The organism is Stenotrophomonas sp. OVS01A (assembly GCF_019969775.1).
Taxonomy (GTDB): domain Bacteria; phylum Pseudomonadota; class Gammaproteobacteria; order Xanthomonadales; family Xanthomonadaceae; genus Stenotrophomonas; species Stenotrophomonas indicatrix.
Window position 1 is genome coordinate 185,164 of record NZ_JAHXYV010000003.1, and the last position, 17,679, is coordinate 202,842.

12 protein-coding genes and 1 tRNA gene are annotated in these 17,679 nt (G+C 66.9%); 6 read left to right on the top strand and 7 right to left on the bottom strand.

Annotation, left to right across the window (positions count from 1 at the left end; translation table 11 throughout):
- Position 1: 1 nt before the first annotated feature.
- From LC407_RS13720 to LC407_RS13745, 6 genes are all read right to left on the bottom strand, one after another.
- Positions 2 to 1,813: an MFS transporter gene (locus LC407_RS13720; RefSeq protein WP_088101831.1), complete on the bottom strand. Its 1,812-nt coding sequence runs from the start codon at positions 1,811 to 1,813 to the stop codon at positions 2 to 4.
- A gap of 89 nt (positions 1,814 to 1,902) precedes the next feature.
- Complete coding sequence (nagA, locus tag LC407_RS13725; RefSeq protein WP_223483011.1) at positions 1,903 to 3,018, bottom strand: N-acetylglucosamine-6-phosphate deacetylase; 1,116 nt, start codon at positions 3,016 to 3,018, stop codon at positions 1,903 to 1,905.
- Positions 3,015 to 3,791, bottom strand: a complete 777-nt coding sequence (locus LC407_RS13730; RefSeq protein WP_032976943.1) for a DeoR family transcriptional regulator — start codon at positions 3,789 to 3,791, stop codon at positions 3,015 to 3,017. The genes nagA and LC407_RS13730 overlap by 4 nt, the downstream gene beginning before the upstream one ends.
- 33 nt (positions 3,792 to 3,824) lie before the next feature.
- On the bottom strand, positions 3,825 to 5,159 hold the full coding sequence (locus LC407_RS13735; protein WP_223483012.1) for a D-tagatose-bisphosphate aldolase, class II, non-catalytic subunit: 1,335 nt from the start codon (positions 5,157 to 5,159) through the stop codon (positions 3,825 to 3,827).
- Between the two features lie 16 nt (positions 5,160 to 5,175).
- Entirely contained in the window at positions 5,176 to 6,114 is a 939-nt protein-coding gene (locus LC407_RS13740; RefSeq protein WP_223483013.1) for an ROK family protein, read from the bottom strand.
- On the bottom strand, positions 6,107 to 7,261 hold the full coding sequence (locus LC407_RS13745; RefSeq protein ID WP_025877469.1) for an SIS domain-containing protein: 1,155 nt from the start codon (positions 7,259 to 7,261) through the stop codon (positions 6,107 to 6,109). Before LC407_RS13745 ends, LC407_RS13740 begins: the two co-directional genes overlap by 8 nt.
- 321 nt (positions 7,262 to 7,582) lie before the next feature.
- Here LC407_RS13745 and LC407_RS13750 point away from each other — a divergent pair, with 321 nt between their 5' ends.
- The 5 genes from LC407_RS13750 to LC407_RS13770 all read left to right on the top strand — a co-directional run bounded on the left by LC407_RS13750 (position 7,583) and on the right by LC407_RS13770 (position 16,487).
- Positions 7,583 to 10,942 (top strand): TIM-barrel domain-containing protein, encoded by a 3,360-nt coding sequence (locus LC407_RS13750; protein ID WP_223483089.1) that lies wholly within the window; start codon positions 7,583 to 7,585, stop codon positions 10,940 to 10,942.
- A 132-nt stretch (positions 10,943 to 11,074) separates the two neighbouring features.
- The gene (locus LC407_RS13755) at positions 11,075 to 14,050 is read left to right on the top strand and encodes a TonB-dependent receptor (protein WP_032976876.1); all 2,976 of its coding nucleotides are present in this window, start codon (positions 11,075 to 11,077) and stop codon (positions 14,048 to 14,050) included.
- Between the two features lie 64 nt (positions 14,051 to 14,114).
- Positions 14,115 to 15,470, top strand: a complete 1,356-nt coding sequence (locus LC407_RS13760; RefSeq protein WP_049465753.1) for a Gfo/Idh/MocA family oxidoreductase — start codon at positions 14,115 to 14,117, stop codon at positions 15,468 to 15,470.
- 139 nt (positions 15,471 to 15,609) lie between these two features.
- Positions 15,610 to 16,029, top strand: a complete 420-nt coding sequence (locus LC407_RS13765) for a hypothetical protein (RefSeq protein ID WP_223483014.1) — start codon at positions 15,610 to 15,612, stop codon at positions 16,027 to 16,029.
- Positions 16,026 to 16,487: a hypothetical protein gene (locus tag LC407_RS13770; RefSeq protein ID WP_059065485.1), complete on the top strand. Its 462-nt coding sequence runs from the start codon at positions 16,026 to 16,028 to the stop codon at positions 16,485 to 16,487. The genes LC407_RS13765 and LC407_RS13770 overlap by 4 nt, the downstream gene beginning before the upstream one ends.
- A 51-nt stretch (positions 16,488 to 16,538) precedes the next feature.
- Here LC407_RS13770 and LC407_RS13775 read toward each other — a convergent pair.
- Positions 16,539 to 16,615, bottom strand: a tRNA-Arg gene (locus LC407_RS13775).
- A 149-nt stretch (positions 16,616 to 16,764) separates the two neighbouring features.
- Here LC407_RS13775 and ubiA point away from each other — a divergent pair.
- A complete protein-coding gene (gene ubiA / locus LC407_RS13780; RefSeq protein WP_223483015.1) occupies positions 16,765 to 17,658 on the top strand; it encodes a 4-hydroxybenzoate octaprenyltransferase in 894 nt (297 codons plus the stop codon).
- Positions 17,659 to 17,679: the final 21 nt, after the last annotated feature.

The window sequence follows — 17,679 nt, forward strand, 5'->3', positions numbered from 1 at the left end:
ATCAGCGCTGCTTTCCTGCAAACCCGGCTTCGATCTCTTCCAGCGAGCGCCCCTTGGTTTCCGGCAGCCAGAATGCGGCCACCAAGAAGAACACGAACGTGCAGCCCGCCCAGAACAGGAACATGCTGGCGTAGCCGTAGTGCCCCACCGTCGGCAGGAAGATGGCGGCAATGGTGGTGGACACGAACTGGTTGATCAGCAGCGCGATGCTCATGCCGTTGGAGCGGATGCGGTTGGGCATCAACTCGGACAGCGCCAGCCACACGCACACGCCTGGGCCAACTGCGAAGAACGCCACGAATACCAGGATGCAGGCAGCGACGGCCCAGCCATGCGCGGGCGGCGGAATCGGGCCGATACGGGCTTGCTCGATGCGCAGCGGTGCCTGCGCGGCACTGGCCGGGTCGGCGAACGGATTGAGGTGCAACGTGCGGAAGAACGCGCCGATGACGCTGTCCGGTTGCACGGTGCCGGCGCGCTCGATGCGCAGCTCGCGGTCGGTCAGGTTGTCGCTGCGCAGCGCGCGCACGTTGGTGAAGTCGCCATAGGCGTAGGACACGGTCAGCTGCAGCGGCCGGCCCTCGCGGTCGACGCCACCGGCAAGCCGCTGCCACTGCGCGTCATCCAGTACCAGTTGCAGGCCATCGCCGCTCACTGCGGCCTGCAGGTGCGGCTGCACGTCGGCGCGGCCCCGTTCGGCCTGGAAGAACAGCGTTGCTGCGGCCAGCAGGGCCACGCAGATGCCACCGCTGCCCAGCATCAGCAGGAACTTGCGACCCTTGCGGTCGACCAGCAGCAGCGCGGCGACGGTCATCACCGCGTTGAGCAGTTTGATCGCCACGTCGGCGCCGTTGGCCACCGAGCCGGACAGGCCTGCCTGGTTGAGGATGTTGACCGCATAGGCCAGCACCGAGTTGATGCCGGTGGCCTGGGTGCAGGCCAGCACCACGCAGGCCAACACGAACGGCACCACGTAGCGGCGGCTGAGCAGCGGGTCACGCTTGCCGCTGCTGCTGCTCGATTCCGGAGCCTGGATCTGCGCCAGGGTGGGCTCGACGTCGGCAGCGGGCAGCACGCGCTGCAGGCTGCGGCGCGCATCATCGATGCGGCCACGACGCACCAGCCAGCGCGGTGATTCGGACAGCCAGAAGATGCCGGCGCAGAACAGCAGGCCCGGTGCCAGGCAAGTCCAGAAGATGGTGCGCCAGGCGTGGTCCTTCACCGTGAACAGCTCCTGCGCCTGCTGCGCGACCGGCAGCGAGCGCACCGACTCTGCGGCAGCGTCCACGGCATGGGCGTGGTACAGGCCGATCAACGCGGCCAGCACCAGGCCGACGGTCAGCAGCAGCTGGAACATCGCCGCGCCGCGGCCGCGTCGTTCCGGGCTGAGCACTTCGGCCAGGTACAGGGGAATGACCACGCCGATCAGGCCGCCGCTGACACCCTGCAGCAGGCGCCCCAGCAGCAGCGGGGTGTAACCCGACGCCAGCGCCATGATCGGGATGCTGGCGGTGAACAGCACGCCGGCCAGCAGCATCGCGCCACGGCGGCCGATGAGGTCGGCGATCATGCCGGCGAACAGCGAGGACAGCACGCTGCCCAGCAGCACCGCGGCGACGACGAAGCCGAGCTGCTGGCTGCTGAGCTGCCAGGCGTGGCTGGCGGTGGCTTCAAGATAGGGCAGGGCACCGGCGATGATGCCGATGTCGATGCCGTACAGCAGGCCACCGAGGCCGCCGATGAAGAGCAGGTAACGTACGGGCCAGCGCGGGGCGGTGGAAGCGGGTACGGCAGGTGCAGTGGCTGCGGTCATCGGCTCGTTCCTGGACTAACGGGATGGTGCGTGGCTGATGCAATGCGCTTGCGCGCCTTGAGTGCGGCATCCGGGCCGCATGGCGTGTGTCAGTCCAGATCGATCAATCGACCGCCCACCACGACCTGCTGCAGGCGCAGTTCCGCATCCAGCACCACCAGGTCGGCGCGAGCGTCGGGCGCAATGCGGCCGCGATCGCTCAAGCCCAGGTAATCGGCCGGGAAGGTGGACACGCGCTGCGATGCGTCAGCCAGATCCAGACCCACCTGCACCAGGTTGCGCAGCGCCTGGTCCATGGTCAGCGCGCTGCCGGCCAGCGAGCCGGTGGCCAGGCGCACGCAGCCGCCGCACTTGTGTACGCGCTGCTCGCCCAGTGCGTACTCGCCATCGGGCATGCCGGTGGCGGCCGTCGCGTCGGTTACCGCATACAGGCGCGGAATCGCGCGTGCGGCCAGACGGATCACGCCGGGATGGATGTGCTGCAGGTCGGGAATGATCTCGGCGTACTGCGCATGCGCCAGGGCAGCGGCGGCGATGCCCGGCCGGTAGTGGTCGACGCCGGTCATGCCGTTGAACAGATGGGTGAAACCGGAAGCGCCGGCCTGCAATGCGGCCACGCCTTCCTCGTAGGTGCCGGCACTGTGGCCGAGCTGCACGCGGATGCCGAGTGCGGACAGCGCGGGGATCAGTGCGGTGTGCTCGCCGATCTCCGGCGCCAGCGTCATCACCCGGATCGGTGCCAGCGCGTGCAGCTGCCGCACCAGCGCCATCGTCGCCTCGATCGTACGGTTGGGTTGTGCGCCCAGCCGCTGCGGGCTGATGAAGGGGCCTTCCAGGTGCACGCCGGCGATGCAGGCGGCATCGGCATCGGGCGTTGCCATCGTTGCCGCAACGCCCTGCAGCGCGTATTCGATCTCGTCCAGGCCAGCGGTCATGGTGGTCGCCAGCAGCGTGGTGGTACCAAAGCGCGCATGGGTGCGGGCGATGGTGCGGGCCACGTCGCCGCCCTGCATCAGGTCGACGCCGGCCGCGCCATGCACGTGCAGGTCGATGAAGCCGGGCAGGATCACCGACTGTTGCGGGTCATCGCCGCCGCTGTGGTCATCTACCCGCAGCTGACGCACGTGTGAATCGAACTGGACCTGGCCGCGACGCCAGCCCAACGGGGTGAGGATGCGGCCGTGCAGGGAGCGGATATCGGTCATGCGGGGGGCTCGGCGATGATCACTTCGATGCCCAGCCGCTGCAGCCCCTCGCGGGTCGCGTCGTCGATGCCGGCGTCGGTGATGATGGCGTGGATCTGATCGAGGCGGGCGATGCGGTGCAGGCTGACGCGTCCGAATTTGGAGGCGTCGGTGAGCACCACGATGCGCCGCGCGCGTTCGACCATGCGGTGGTTGAGGCGGGCTTCGGCTTCGTCGTGGGTGGTCAGGCCGAACTGCAGGTCCAGGCCATCCACGCCCAGGAACAGCGTGTCGAAACTGTAGGAGTTGAGACTGGCTTCGGCCTGGCTGCCCTGCAGCGACAGCGATTGCTGGCGCAGCAGTCCGCCGGTCAGCAACACGGTGATGCCGGCGGCGTTGGCCAGTTCCCAGGCGATGTTCAGGCCGTTGGTCATCACCGTCACATCGCGGTGTTCGCGCAGGTGGCGGGCCAGGGTCATCGTGGTGGAGCCGGAGTCGATGATGATGTTGTCACCGGCCTGCACCAGGCGCGCGGCCGCCGTGCCGATGGAGTCCTTCAGCGGCAGGTTCAGCGCATCCTTTTCGTGGATGTCCTGTTCCTGCGGCGGTGTACGCACCAGGGTGGCACCGCCGTGGGTACGCGTGGCCAGCCCCTGCGATTCGAAGTGGGTCAGGTCGGCACGGATGGTCACCGCCGACACGCCGAAGCGCTCGACCAGATCGGCCACCTGCACCGAGCCGTGCTCGATCAGCAGCTGCAGGATCTGTTGCCGGCGGGAGCGGGTGTTGCGCATGGCCATTCTCGGTTTCGCAGGGAAAGGTAGAGATTAGCCGTTCGCAAGATCGGCGGCAGCCGGACTTGCGTTGTGCTTGCGGGTTCCAGCCTGGTTGGCGCTGCAGGCGCGGGCGTATTCGCCCAGGCACAGGCCGATGCGATGCTGCACCAGCGCGGTAGGCGTATTGGCCAGGGTGCCCTCGCGCACGGCGCGGCACTGCTCGGGCAGGTACTGGCTGAGCAGCACCAGCGGCGGCGCGTGCTGTTCCAGGTTGGCGAACAGGGTGTGCACGGCCTGCACCAGCGCCGGCTCGCCCCAGTAGTAGCGGCAGCGGTCGCTGAAGGAATAGCTGCGCAGCAGGCGCAGGGTCGCTTCGTCGCCCTGGTAGTACGACTGCCAGGACTTCGGCTGCGCCACCATCACCTCGTCCAGCACCTGCGGCAGGCGCGAGCACTGCGCGGCCGGCAGCAGCTCGGCTTCGATGGCAGCGAGTGCGAACAACGCTTCGCGGTAGGCGAAGGTGGCCGCGGGGCCGACCTTGAGGATGGCGAAATGGTCGCGCACCAGGGCATGCAGGCCGCTTTCGCGCTGGTAGTCGGTCGAATGCGCTTCGAACACGATGCGCGGCTGCTGTTCGAGGAAGTCGGCCAGCTCGCTGGCGGCGGCCGCGTCGTACTCGTGCACGCTGCTGTGGTCGAAGTCCACGCCCGGCTGCACCACCATGGCCAGCACACGCTGCCATGCATCGCGCAGCAGCGGGGTGTCGAAGGCCTGCCGGTGGATGGCCAGGGTCTGCGCAGCGGCGGCCGGGGTGGTCACCTGCAGGCCACCGGCCAGCGAGGCTTCGCCACCGGGAATCGGCACTTCGGTACCGATGACATAGACCGGCGGCGGCAGGCCGTGCTCGGCGGCGGTGCGCTCGGCGATCTCGGCCAGCTCGGCCGAACGTGCAGCAACGATGGCATCGGGCAGCGGCACCGGGTCATCGGCGCAGGACATGCTGCAGTCCAGGTGGATCTTGTGGAAACCAGCGGCGACGTAGGCCTCGATCAGCACGCGCGCATGGGTCATCGCTTCGGCGGCCGGGCGCTTCTGCCAGGCGTTCGGGCCAAGGTGGTCACCGCCGAGGATCAAGCGCTCGCGCGGGAAGCCTTCCTCATCGGCCAGGGTGCCGACGTAGTCGCGGTACTGCGGCGGGGTCATGCCGGTGTAGCCGCCGAACTGGTCGACCTGGTTGGAGGTGGCTTCGATCAGCAGCACGGTATCGTGCGCCAACGCCACGTGCATGGCCGCGCGCAGCACCTGTTCGTTGCTGCAGCAGACGCTGTACAGGCCGACGTTGTGGCCGGCGCGGTGGGAGGCAAGCAGGGTCTGCAACGGGGACATGGTCAAGCTCCGGACATCAGGAAAACGAGGGTTGGCAGGCCAGCAGGGCGGCACCGCGTGCACCACCGGCATCGCCGAAGCGCGGCGGCACGATGGGCGGCACCTGCACGCCGTTGAACAGATGCGCGGCGATGGCCGCAGGCAACAGCTGGTACAGCGGTGCGTACTGGGACAGGCCGCCACCGAGCACGATCACGTGCGGGTCCAGCGCCAGCACCAGGGCGGCCAGGCTGTGGCCGAGCAGGTCGCGATGGATGTCCAGTGCCTGCCGTGCACGCGCATCGCCGGCCTCGGCCAGGGCGACCACCACCCTGGCATCGGCAGCGCTGCCACCGAGGTGGCGCTCGATCATCGCCAGGCCACTCCCGGACACGTAGCGCTCCACGCAGCCTTGCAGGCCACAGGCGCAATCGATGAGCGGCAGGCCATGGCGCTGCAGCAGGTGACCCGGCACGCTCCAGTGGCCCCATTCGCCGGCCAGGCCGTTGAAGCCGGACAGCAGGCGCCCCTGCAGGCAGAAGCCGCCACCGGCACCGGTGCCGAGGATGGCGCCGAACATGCTGGGGTAGCCATCGGCGGCGCCACCGTGCGCTTCAGAGAGCGCAAAACACTGCAGGTCGTTGCCGAAATGCAGCGGGCGCTGCAGGCGTGCCTGCAGATCAGCCGCCACGCATTGACCGGTCAGCGCAGGCACATTGGCGCTGAGCTGGCGGCCGTTGCGACGATCACGCACGCCGGGCAGGGCGATGCCGATGGCCGCATCGCTGCGACCCAGCGCAGCATCGGCTTCAGCAACCAATGTCACCACCGCCTGCAGGAAGCCGTCGTAGTCGCCCTGCGGGGTAGCCACGCGGCGGCGCCAGGTGACCTGCATCGCCGCATCGCACACCACCAGCTCGATCTTGGTGCCGCCGATGTCGATGCCGTAGCAGGCGTTGGCGATCAGCTCAGCCATGGTGGATGGTGACACCCTTGACCACGCGGTTGACGGTGCCGTCCGGGAACGGATTGTCGGGGGTCAGGCCGAGTGCGGCCGAACGCTGCAGCGCGTACAGCTGCGCAAAGCCCAACCACACTGGGGCCAGCCACGGGTCATCCAGGGCAGGCACGGTGAGGGTGTAGTCATCGTCGGCGCCGATATCCGAATGCGGGCCGATCGACAGCACCTGGCCGGCGACGCCGTCGCGGCGCAGTTCTTCCAGCAGGTCCTGCTCATAGCGGCGTGCCAGCGGCTGCACGCTGCGCAGCACGACCACCAGGGTGCTGCCGTCCAGCGTGGACTTCGGTCCATGGCGGAAGCCGAGCGGGGTGTTGGCCAGCGCCAGCACGCGGCCGGCGGTGAGCTCCAGCACCTTCAGCGCAGCCTCGCGCGCCAGGGCTTCCAGCGGGCCGCTGCCAAGGTAGATGACCCGGTTGAACGGGCGCTGCGCCAGCGCGGCCACAGCTGCATCCCATTGGGCCTGACCTTCGCGGGCCAGACCGGCAATCTGCTGCAGGCGTGCGATGCGCGCATCCCACGGCGAACGGTCGAACACGGTCAATGCCGCCAGCAGCATGCAGGTCAGGCTGCTGGTCATGGCGAAGGCGCGGTCGCAGCTGGCCGACGGCATCAGCAGGGTGCAGGTGTCGGCACGGCCGGCGCCACGGCGGGCCAGCTCGCCCTCGGCATTGCAGGTGATGTCCAGGAAGCGCGCATCGTCCACGTCACTGCGCACGCGGTCGACGGCGGCAACGCTTTCGGGGCTGGAGCCGCTGCGGCCGAACGACACCAGCAGGGTCGGGCGATCGCGCTGCAGGTACAGCGCAGGATGGGTGAGCAGGCTGGTGGTATGCACCACGCGCACCTCGGCCGGCCACTGCGCGTTGATGGCATCGGCCACCATTTCAGCGATGAAGCCGGAACTGCCGGCGCCGGTGAACAGCACGCGCTGGTTCGGGTCGTTGAGGCTGTCGCCGAGGAAGGCCTGCAGGCGGTCGCGGGCACGCGACAGATCCTGTGCAAGGGCTTCCCACAGCGCCGGCTGCTGGGCGATTTCGGTAGCGGTATCGGCTCCGCCGCGGCGCTGCCAGGCGGACACATCGGAAAGCAGGGTGACGTCCATTCGGAGGTTCCAGTTGGGCCAGCGCACCATCTGCGTTTTCTTTCGAAATGTCAAATACCGAAAGTAAAAAGAAAGATATCGCGGTGATGACTTTCCTCGCGCGGCATCACTCTGGAAACGAAAGAAACCGCCGGATGCCGTATCGCACAATGCTTAACAGGCGGCTGCAAGCGATTACACAAAGTATTGCACCGCAACAACTTTCGTTTCATCTAAATATATCTTCCTTTTTCCTTTCAATTTGTTGACATCTTTCGAATCGCTGCCCTAGAGTCGGCCCAACCGCTTTCGAAACGCCCGGTGAACGGGTTGGGAGTCCGTGTGGAAATCTGCGTTCGTCGTTCGCCACTGCTGCTGGCCCTGTTGCCGGCACTGCTGTCGGCGTCCCTGTCGGCCCAGGCCGCACCGGTCGGCAACCTGCGCTCGGTCAGCGCCAGTGCCAGCACCGACGGTGTAAATGGCTGGGACCTGCAGACCGACAACGGCACGCGCATCCGCATTGAACTGCCGGCCACCGACATCATCCGCGTACAGGCCGGCCGCAACGGCAAGCTGACCGGTGCCGGCGACAAGGCCGCGCCGATCGTGCTGCCACAGCCCAAGGCCAACGTGCAGGCACAGCTGGAAGAAGACGCGCAGGAGATCCGCGTGCGTACCGCTGCACTCGTGCTGCATGTGCAGCGGCAGCCGTTGCGCCTGCGCCTGGAGCGCCTGGACAACGGCCAGCCCACCGCGCTGTGGCAGGAACTGCAGCCGCTGGACCTGGATGCCGCGCAGAGCGTGCAGGTGCTGTCCTCGCAGGCCGATGAAGGCTATTACGGCGGTGGCCAGCAGAACGGCCGCTACCAGTTCAAGGGCCGCGAACTGGACGTCTCGTACTCCGGCGGCTGGGAAGAGGGGGATCGCCCGAGCCCGGCACCGATGCTGCTGAGCAGCCGTGGCTGGGGCATGCTGCGCAATACGTGGAGCGATGGCAGCTACGACCTGCGGCAGAGCGACCAGGCCACCCTGCTGCATCGTGAAGACCGCTTCGACGCGTACTACTTCGTTGGCGCTGACCTGCCGAAGCTGATCGAGCGCTACACCCAGCTGACCGGCCGCCCGAACATGGTCGCGCGCTGGGCGCTGTCCTACGGCGATGCCGATTGCTACAACGACGGCGACAACAGCAAGAAGCCCGGCACCGTGCCCGAGGGCTGGAGCGACGGCCCGACCGGCACCACCCCCGATGTGATCGACAGCGTAGCCAAGCAGTACCGCGCCAATGACATGCCCGGCGGCTGGATCCTGCCCAACGATGGCTATGGCTGCGGCTACAAGCAGTTGCCGGAGACGGTGAAGGGCCTGGCCGGGTACGGCTTCCGCACCGGCCTGTGGACCGAGAACGGCGTCGACAAGATCGCCTGGGAAGTGGGCAAGGCCGGCAGCCGCGTGCAGAAACTGGACGTGGCCTGGACCGGCAAGGGCTACCAGTTCGCGATGGATGCCAACCGCCAGGCGTTCAACGGCATCCTCGACAATTCCGATTCGCGCCCGTTCCTGTGGACGGTGATGGGCTGGGCCGGCATCCAGCGCTATGCCGTGGCCTGGACCGGCGACCAGAGCAGCAGCTGGGACTACATCCGCTGGCATGTGCCGACCCTGGTCGGTTCGGGCCTGTCCGGCATGGCCTACGCCAGCGGCGATGTGGACGCGATCTTCGGCGGCAGCGCCGAGACCTTCACCCGCGACCTGCAGTGGAAGGCGTTCACCCCGGTGCTGATGGGCATGAGCGGCTGGTCGTCGAATGCGCGCAAGCACCCGTGGTGGTACGACGAGCCCTACCGCAGCATCAACCGCGATTACCTGAAGTTGAAGATGCGCCTGACCCCGTACATGTATGGGCTGGTGCATGAGGCTGCGCAGACCGGTGCACCGCCGGTGCGTGGCCTGATGTGGGACAACCCGCGCGATCCGCACGCGCAGGATGAAACCTACAAGTACCAGTTCCTGCTCGGCCGCGACCTGCTGGTTGCGCCGGTGTACCGCAGCCAGGCCGCCAGCCGTGGCTGGCGCCGCGACATCCACCTGCCAGCCGGCGGCTGGATCGACTACTGGGATGGCCGCCGCGTGCAGGCCGCCGCCGATGGCCGCCAGCTGGACCGCCAGGTGGACCTGGCCACGCTGCCGGTGTTCGTGCGTGCCGGTGCGATCCTGCCGATGTACCCGTCGATGCTGTTCGACGGCGAGAAACCGCTCGATGAAGTGACCTTCGACCTGTACCCGCAGGGTGATTCGCAGTACACGCTGTACGAAGATGACGGCAACACCCGCCGCTACCAGCAGGGCGAATCGAGCACGCAGCGGATCAGTGTGCAGGCGCCGGCACAGGGCAGCGGCCCGGTACAGGTGCAGATCGATGCGGTACAGGGCCAGTACAACGGCCAGCTGGCACAGCGCCGCTATGGCCTGCGCGTGCTCAGCCGGCAGGCGCCGCGTGCGGTGCAGGCCGCTGGCCGCGCGCTGCCGGCGCTGGCCGACGCGACCGCATTCAACAGCGCCAGCGAGGGTTGGTACTTCGATGCCAAGGAGCGTCGCGGCACCCTGCATGTACGCACCGCAGCGCAGGACATCCGCCAGCCGCTGCAGCTGCAGCTGGACTTCGCCGTCGCCGCAGCGGCCGCTGACGATGCCTATCCGGCTGCACCGGTGCTGGGCCGCGAACTGCCGGCCGACAGCCTGCTGGTGGTCAACCGCCCGGCCGAAGAACCCGGCCATGCGCTGGAAAATGCCTTCGATGATGATCCGGCCACCTGGTTCCGCAGCGTGCGCAACCAGGCCGTGCGCACCGGTGCCCATGAGTGGGTGATCGGCTTCGGCGAACGGAAGATGATTGATGGCATCGACATCGCGCCGCGCAACGACAAGAACTGGAAGCACGGCCAGGTGCGCGACTACGAAGTGTACCTGGGCGACAGCAACGGCGAGTGGGGTGAACCGATTGCCCGCGGCCACCTGCAGCTGAAGGAAGGCACGCAGCGCATCGACTTCCCGGCCCACGCCGGCCGCCTGCTGCGCTTCCGCGTGTTGAGCGTGCAGAACCCCGAAGGTGACGGTGCCTCCAGCGCCGATCCGATGGTGACCGCTGCACAGGGCAGTGCGCGTGCCTTCGACGCGCTGCAACCGCGCGACGTCGGCCCGATTGCGCTGTCCACCTTCCACATCCTCGAACACCAGGAACCGGAGCGACCGGCCCGGCAGCGCTATCTCTCCGAGCTGCCGGTGCCGGCCGCGCTGGCCAGCCATGTGCACGCCGACAAGGCGTTCACCGGCGACGCCGGCATGCGCATGAACGGCCTGCAGTTCCGCCGCGGCCTGGGCGTGTCCGCCAACAGCCGCATCGACCTGCGCCTGCAGGGGGGATGGCGCCTGCTGCGTGCCGACCTCGGCATTGACGACGCCTGCCGCACGGCCGGTGGCCTGCAGTTCCAGGTCTGGGGCGACAACCGCCTGCTGTATGACAGCGGCCTGGTGAAGGCACCCGGCGTGGTCAAGCCGGAGCTGGACATCCGTGGCCTTTCCACCCTGAGCCTGCGCACGCTGGGTGCGCAGGGCAGCCAACCCGCCCAGGTCTGTGCCAACTGGGCCAACGCCGTGCTGATCGGCCAGGAGGGCGACTCCGCCAGCATCGTCGCCCCATGACCGCCACGTAACACCGCTCCTCCCCCGCCCATTCCGACTACGGCTTAACCACGACGGTGGGAGCCGTGGCCCGGGAGCGTTTTGCCCGCCGATCCACCATTCGCGCCGCACCCCTGCCAGGAGAGAACCCCGATGTTGCCCGCCCGCCACCACCGCCCCCCCTGTCGTTCGATCGCACCGTTGTCGCTGGCCATCGCCGGCGTGCTGCTGTCGGTCGCCGTTCCTGCCTTCGCCCAGGAGAGCAAGGACAAGGCCACCGACCTGGCCCGCATCGAGGTCACCGGTTCCAACATCCGCCGCACCGACGTTGAAACCGCCTCGCCGGTGCAGGTGATCAGCAAGCAGGACATCCAGAACATGGGTGCGCGCACGCTGCTGCAGGTGCTCGACAACCTGCCGGCCGCCCGGCCAGCGCAGCAGGACTCGCGCTCGCTGTTCACCGGCTCCGACGGCGCTTCGCAGGCCAACCTGCGCGGCCTCGGCGCACAGGGCACGCTGGTGCTGTTGAATGGCCGTCGCCTGTCGTACTACGGCGCGCCGGCGGGCTTCCAGACCCAGTTCGTCAACATCGATGCGATTCCCGCCGCCGCCATCGAACGCATGGAAGTGCTGACCGACGGCGCCTCGGCCGTGTACGGCACCGACGCGGTGGCCGGCGTGATCAACGTGATCACCAAGCGCAACTTCCAGGGCGCGGAGATCAGCTTCACCAACGACACCTCCTCGCGCATCGATTCCTACGGCGAGCGCCAGGCCAGCATCACCGCCGGCTTCGGTGACCTCACCGAGAACCGCTTCAACATCTACGGCGCGGTGAACATGTACCGCCGCGACGCGATTCCGCTGGCCGACTTCTATGACAAGCGCCCGGACCAGTACTACGTCAACAACCCCAATTACCTGAACAACCTGCGCCTGGGCGTGGGCAGCAAGCCGGGTGAGTTCAACCCGGGCAGCTATTTCGCGTTCGATCCGGTGACCGGCCGCCGCGTGCAGGAAGCCGCGCCGGGCTGCAAGAACGTGCTGACCAGTGAAGCGGCCGGCCCGCGTTGCGTCTGGGAAACCTGGATGAACAACGAGATCGACGCCGGCGCCAAATCCGAGCGCAACACCGCCTACCTCAACGGCACCTTCCTGGTGGGCGACAGCACCGAGATCTTCGCCGAGGCCACCTATACCGATATCGACCTGCGTGCCAACGGCGGTACCCCGCGCAGCTACGGCACCACCACCGGCAACCCGACCAGCTGGTTCTCGCGCGATACCGGCAACAACGTCAACCAGTTCCTGTATCCGTTCCTGGGCCCGAACAACGAGTACAACCACGCCAGCCCCGAGCTGAAGGCCATGATGGGTGGCGTGGTCGGCCTGCAGTACCTGCTGCAGGATGCCGGCGCCAACTACTTCGGCCAGCGCAACACCGACAAGAGCTACCGCGTGCTGACCGGCGCGCGCGGCAACGTCGGTGACTGGAACTGGGAAACCGCGTTCGCCACCGCCGGCACGCACTCGACCACCTACCAGACGATCAACGTCAACGTGAAGGGCTTCGAGAAGGCCTTCGGTCCTTACAGCATCGACCCGGGCACGGGCCGCGTGATCATCTCCGATCATCCGGCGTACAAGTTCGGCGAGATCAGCGAGGCCAACGCCGCACTGATCCGCGGCGCCTTCCCGACCTTCGACATCCAGTCGTGGACGCGCCTGCATACCCTGGACGGCAAGATCGAAGGCCCGCTGTTCCAGCTGCCGGCCGGTGACATGCGCGCCGCGTTCGGTTTCAACGCCAGCCGTGAAACCTTCTACACCCCCGGCAACGCCGACGCGGCCGCCGGCCTGATCACCCAGCAGGGTGGCTCGTGGTTCGATGGCGCGCGCAACACCTATGCGCTGTTTGCTGAAACGGTGGCGCCGATTACCGAGAAGCTGGAGTTGGATGCGGCCGTGCGCGTGGACAAGTACCCGAACTTCAGCGCCAACGTCGCGCCGAAGATCGGCTTCAAGTACCAGGCGTTCGACCAGCTGATGCTGCGCGGTACCTATTCCACCGGCTTCCGCGCCCCCAGCCTGGCCGAGTCCGGCAACGGCGGCGTGTACGCGCAGCTGGGCGGCTACCGTGATGAACTGCGCTGCGCCGAGACCAACGCCATCGCCAACCTGCTGCTGAAATCGCAGCGCGGCGGCGATGTTGACCTGGGCAAGAGCCTGCTCAACGTGGACTGCAGCCGTACCGTGGCCCGCATGACCCAGCCGAACCAGAACCTGAAGCCGGAGAAGGCGAAGATCGCCACGCTGGGCTTCGTCTACGAGCCGGCCAGCTGGCTGTCGGTGTCGGCCGACTACTGGTTCATCTACCGCGACAACGAAATCGTTGCTCCGGACTACCGCCGCGCCGAAGACATCATCTCCTCGTCGCGCTCGCCGATCACCGACAGCGACCGCGCCAACCTGGCGCAGCTGGCGGCGATGTGCGCCGACCCGGCAAGTGGTGTGAGCTGCCCGGGAACGCTGCCGGGCTACTCGGCCGGCAACGTGGCCAGCGTGGTGGGCCAGTACAAGAACCGCGGCAAGACCCTGATCGATGGCTTCGACATCGATGCGCGCAGCCGTTTCTCGCTGGGTGAGTGGGGCGGGCTGAACATCGGCCTGGCCGCCACCATCGCCAACCGCAACCGCTTCTACATGGATGAACAGAACGGCTGGTACTACGGCGACGTGGTGGGCTATTACAACAACCCGCGCCTGCGTGCGACGCTCAATGCCGACTGGACCTACAAGCAGGTCACCACCAGCATGTTCGTCAACTACGTGGGCGGCACCAAGTGGGCCACCGACCAGATCGACGAAGAAAGCAACAACAAGGAAACCTGCACCGGCGGTTACCTGGCCCTGGAAAAGAGCAAGTGCGATGGAGCACCGTCGTGGTGGACCGCCAACATGAGCGTCACCTGGCGCCCGGATGACGCGTGGAACCTGAGCTTCACCGTCAAGAACCTGTTCAACCGCCTGCCGTTCTACGATCCCAACAGCTTCCTGGGTGACTCCAGTGACTACGCCACCATCTTCGGTCGTGGTTACAGTGTGACCATCGGCTACCGGTTCAAGTAATTCCGTTTGCGTGACCAGGCGCGCCGGCCCAGGCTGGCGCGCCTTCAAGAGGAGAGTGTTTGCCATGAAGCGTAGGGAATTCATCGCGGCCAGCGCCGCTGTCGCCGCCAGCAGCCTGCTGCCGCAGACCCCGGCATGGGCACGTGGCCGCAAGGTACGCCTGGCCGTGATCGGTACCGGCATGCGTGGCCTGGTGCTGCTGAAGGAACTGGTACGCCGCGACGACGTGGAGGTCGTTGCTCTGTGCGATATCGAGCCGATCATGCTCGGCCGCGCCGTGGAGATGGTCAGCAAGGCGGGCAAGCCTGCGCCGAAGACCTACGGCCAGGACCGCGACATCAACGCCTGGAAGCGCCTGCTGGAGCAGAAGGGCATCGATGGCGTGATCATCGCCACGCCGTGGGAGTACCACGCACCGATGGCGATTGCCGCGATGCAGGCCGGCGTGGCCGTGGGCTGCGAAGTGGTGGCCGGCATCACCCTGCAGGATCACTGGGATGTGCTGAAGACCCAGCTGAGCACCGGCACCCCGTACATGCTGCTGGAAAACGTCTGTTACCGCCGTGACGTGATGGCGGCCCTGCAGATGGTGCGGCAGGGTCTGTTCGGCGAACTGGTGCACCTGCAGGCCGGTTACCAGCACGACCTGCGCGGGGTGAAGTTCAACTCCGGCGACCCGAACCAGCCCTACGACAGTGGCGTGGAATTCGGCCCCAAGGGCTGGAGCGAAGCACGCTGGCGCACCGAACACTCGGTGGAGCGCAATGGTGAGCTCTACCCCAGCCACGGCATCGGCCCGTGCGCGATGTATACCGGCATCAACCGCGGCAACCGTTTCACCCACATCAACGCATTCGCCACCAAGGCGCGTGGCCTGCACGAATACACCGTAGCCAAGAGTGGTGGTACCACCCATCCGAGCACCAAGGTGAAGTTCAAGCTCGGCGACATCGTCACCACCACGCTGGCCTGCGAGAACGGCGAGACCATCCTGCTGCAGCACGACACCTCGCTGCCGCGACCGTATTCGATGGGCTTCCGCGTGCAGGGCACCAAGGGCCTGTGGATGGACGTGAACCATTCGATCCACATCGAAGGCCGCAGCCCGCCGCACCAGTGGGAAGAGTTCAAGAAGTACCAGGACCAGTACGAACATCCGCTGTGGAAGCAGAATGCCGATACCGCTGCCAGCGCCGGCCATGGCGGCATGGACTGGTTCGTGATCCATGCGTTCGTGGAAGCGCTGAAGGCCAAGGCGCCGATGCCGATCGACATCTACGACGCAGTGACGTGGAGCGCGATTACCCCGTTGAGCGAGCAGTCGATCGCCAACAGTTTCCAGACGCTGGAGTTCCCGGATTTCACTGCGGGCCTGTGGCAGAAGCGCAAGCCGATTTTTGCGTTTGACGGAAAGTACTGAGGTCTACACCCTTCCACGCTGTGACGGAAACGCCGGGCACTGCCCGGCGTTGCTGTATGTGGCGCCCCCCTACCAAGCCCATGTTAGGCTCGGCTTCGTGCCGGACAGTTGATGTCAATCGACAGAGAGGAGCTGCCTGATGCGCCTGCTGACCTTCACCTGTCCACTTTGCGGCGCTGCCGGGCAGCGATTCCCGCTGCTTTCCGCATCGAGACGGCAGGCGAAGACGGCATGCAGGGGATGTGGCGTGGTGCTGCGCTCGGATCCCCGTTTGGGACTGCATACGCTCTACCTGCTTTATACGCAGATCGTCGTGCTGCTGGCTGCATTGCCCATGATCTCGGCGTATGCCTCGGGCCGATGGTTCTGGCTGGCTGCGATCTGGGCCGTGGTGTTGGTGTTGTCTTGGTTCCCCGGCGTGATCAGGCACGCACGAAGTCCGATCGTGCGCGCCTGGCGCGATCCCGATTACAGCTATGCGCGCAGGCCGGGCGACACCACTACGCGCGCCGCTGCAAACTCTGGGCAGGGTAGCGATGTGCCAGGTGCCAGCCCATGATCCGACCGATCATTCTCCTCCTGACTGCAAGCCTGGCCGCGTGTGCATCGCACCCGGCCGATGCCGTGCAGTGTCCCGAGGCCACGATCACCTACGTCGGCAGTGAAACCGTGGATGCCGTGGTCCTTGGCAGGTTCCAGATCACTACGGAGGGATCGCAGGCACTACGGCTGCCACTGGCCAGCGTGGATCGGCAGGCGCATGCACACGCGGTATCGACCGATATCCGCGACGAACACGGTCTGGCCTGGCGTCCCTTCAGTGTTGTTCTGGAAGAGCTCAAGCCGCCGGCGGCGGACCTGGTAGTTGCACGTGGTGAGATTGAAACCTTCCTGTACGACGGCAAGGGCGCCTTCCTGCCCGGTGCCGTGCAGAAAGGGCAGGAGCTTTCCATCGTCGTGCGCGATCTTCAAGGTTGCGCACATCGCTCGATGCCGTTCGCTCCTGAGCCGCGTTGACGTGGAAGCGCAAGCGAGAGGCCTGGAGTGACGGGTACGAGCAGAGAAAGATGGCGCGCCCGGAGGGATTCGAACCCCCGACCAATGGCTTCGGAAGCCACTACTCTATCCGGCTGAGCTACGAGCGCGTGGTGGAACCGCCGCGCCGTCGGCCAGGGCCGGGGCGGGCATCGCAACGCAATGAGGCGGTGCGGGATGGGCATTCTATCCAGTTTCGCCGCACAAATCTCCCCCCGCCGGCAAAGTCGGTCCGAAGGCACAGGAGTATCCTAGTGTCATGGCTGATACCCCCCTTTCCGCGCCGCATCCGGCGCCGACGCCGCGTTGGCGGCATTACTGGTCCCTGATGCGCGCCGATCGCCCGATCGGCACGCTGCTGCTGCTGTGGCCCACTTGGTGGGCGTTGTGGCTGGCCGCTGGCGGCCTGCCGCCGCTGTGGACCCTGTTCGTGTTCACCGCTGGCGTCTGGCTGACCCGCTCGGCCGGTTGCGTCATCAACGACTACGCCGACCGCTGGCTCGACCCGCACGTGGAGCGCACCAAGGCGCGACCGCTGGCGACCGGCGCAATCAGCGGCAGGGCGGCGCTGGTGCTGTTCGCGGTGCTGATGCTGGTGGCCTTCGGCCTGGTGCTGACCCTGAACGGCCTGACCATCGCGCTGAGCTTCATCGGCGTGTTCCTGGCGGCCAGCTATCCCTACCTGAAGCGCTACACCCATCTGCCGCAGGTCTACCTGGGCATGGCCTTCGGCTGGGGCATCCCGATGGCCTTCGCCGCCGTGCAGGGCGAGGTGCCGATGCTGGGCTGGCTGCTGTATGCCGGCAACATCCTGTGGTCCACCGCCTACGACACGTGGTACGCCATGGTCGACCGCGAAGAAGACCTGAAGATGGGTTCGCACTCCACTGCGATCCTGTTCGGCGATCTGGACCTGGTCATCCAGGGCGTGCTGTACGCGCTGTTCCTGGCCACGATGGCGCTGGTGGGCGTGCGCGGCGGGCTGGGTGGGTACTACCTGGCCGGCGTAGCGGTGGCCACGCTGCTGGTGGTGTACGAGTTCTGGATCTGCCGCAACCGCGAGCGTGGGCCGTGCTTCAAGGCCTTCCTGCACAACAACTGGGTGGGTGCCGCGCTGTTTGCCGGTATCGCCGTGGATCTGGCGCTGCGTTGAGAAGACCGCCGGGCATGGCCC

What these genes read in the sequence shown, in the direction of transcription:
- LC407_RS13745 (WP_025877469.1), bottom strand. Translation starts at nt 7,261, where the DNA reads ATGGACGTCACCCTGCTTTCCGATGTGTCCGCCTGGCAGCGCCGCGGC.
- LC407_RS13760 (WP_049465753.1), top strand. Translation starts at nt 14,115, where the DNA reads ATGAAGCGTAGGGAATTCATCGCGGCCAGCGCCGCTGTCGCCGCCAGC.
- LC407_RS13740 (WP_223483013.1), bottom strand. Translation starts at nt 6,114, where the DNA reads ATGGCTGAGCTGATCGCCAACGCCTGCTACGGCATCGACATCGGCGGC.
- LC407_RS13720 (WP_088101831.1), bottom strand. Translation starts at nt 1,813, where the DNA reads ATGACCGCAGCCACTGCACCTGCCGTACCCGCTTCCACCGCCCCGCGC.
- LC407_RS13770 (WP_059065485.1), top strand. Translation starts at nt 16,026, where the DNA reads ATGATCCGACCGATCATTCTCCTCCTGACTGCAAGCCTGGCCGCGTGT.
- LC407_RS13755 (WP_032976876.1), top strand. Translation starts at nt 11,075, where the DNA reads ATGTTGCCCGCCCGCCACCACCGCCCCCCCTGTCGTTCGATCGCACCG.
- nagA (WP_223483011.1), bottom strand. Translation starts at nt 3,018, where the DNA reads ATGACCGATATCCGCTCCCTGCACGGCCGCATCCTCACCCCGTTGGGC.
- LC407_RS13765 (WP_223483014.1), top strand. Translation starts at nt 15,610, where the DNA reads ATGCGCCTGCTGACCTTCACCTGTCCACTTTGCGGCGCTGCCGGGCAG.
- LC407_RS13735 (WP_223483012.1), bottom strand. Translation starts at nt 5,159, where the DNA reads ATGTCCCCGTTGCAGACCCTGCTTGCCTCCCACCGCGCCGGCCACAAC.
- ubiA (WP_223483015.1), top strand. Translation starts at nt 16,765, where the DNA reads ATGGCTGATACCCCCCTTTCCGCGCCGCATCCGGCGCCGACGCCGCGT.
- LC407_RS13730 (WP_032976943.1), bottom strand. Translation starts at nt 3,791, where the DNA reads ATGCGCAACACCCGCTCCCGCCGGCAACAGATCCTGCAGCTGCTGATC.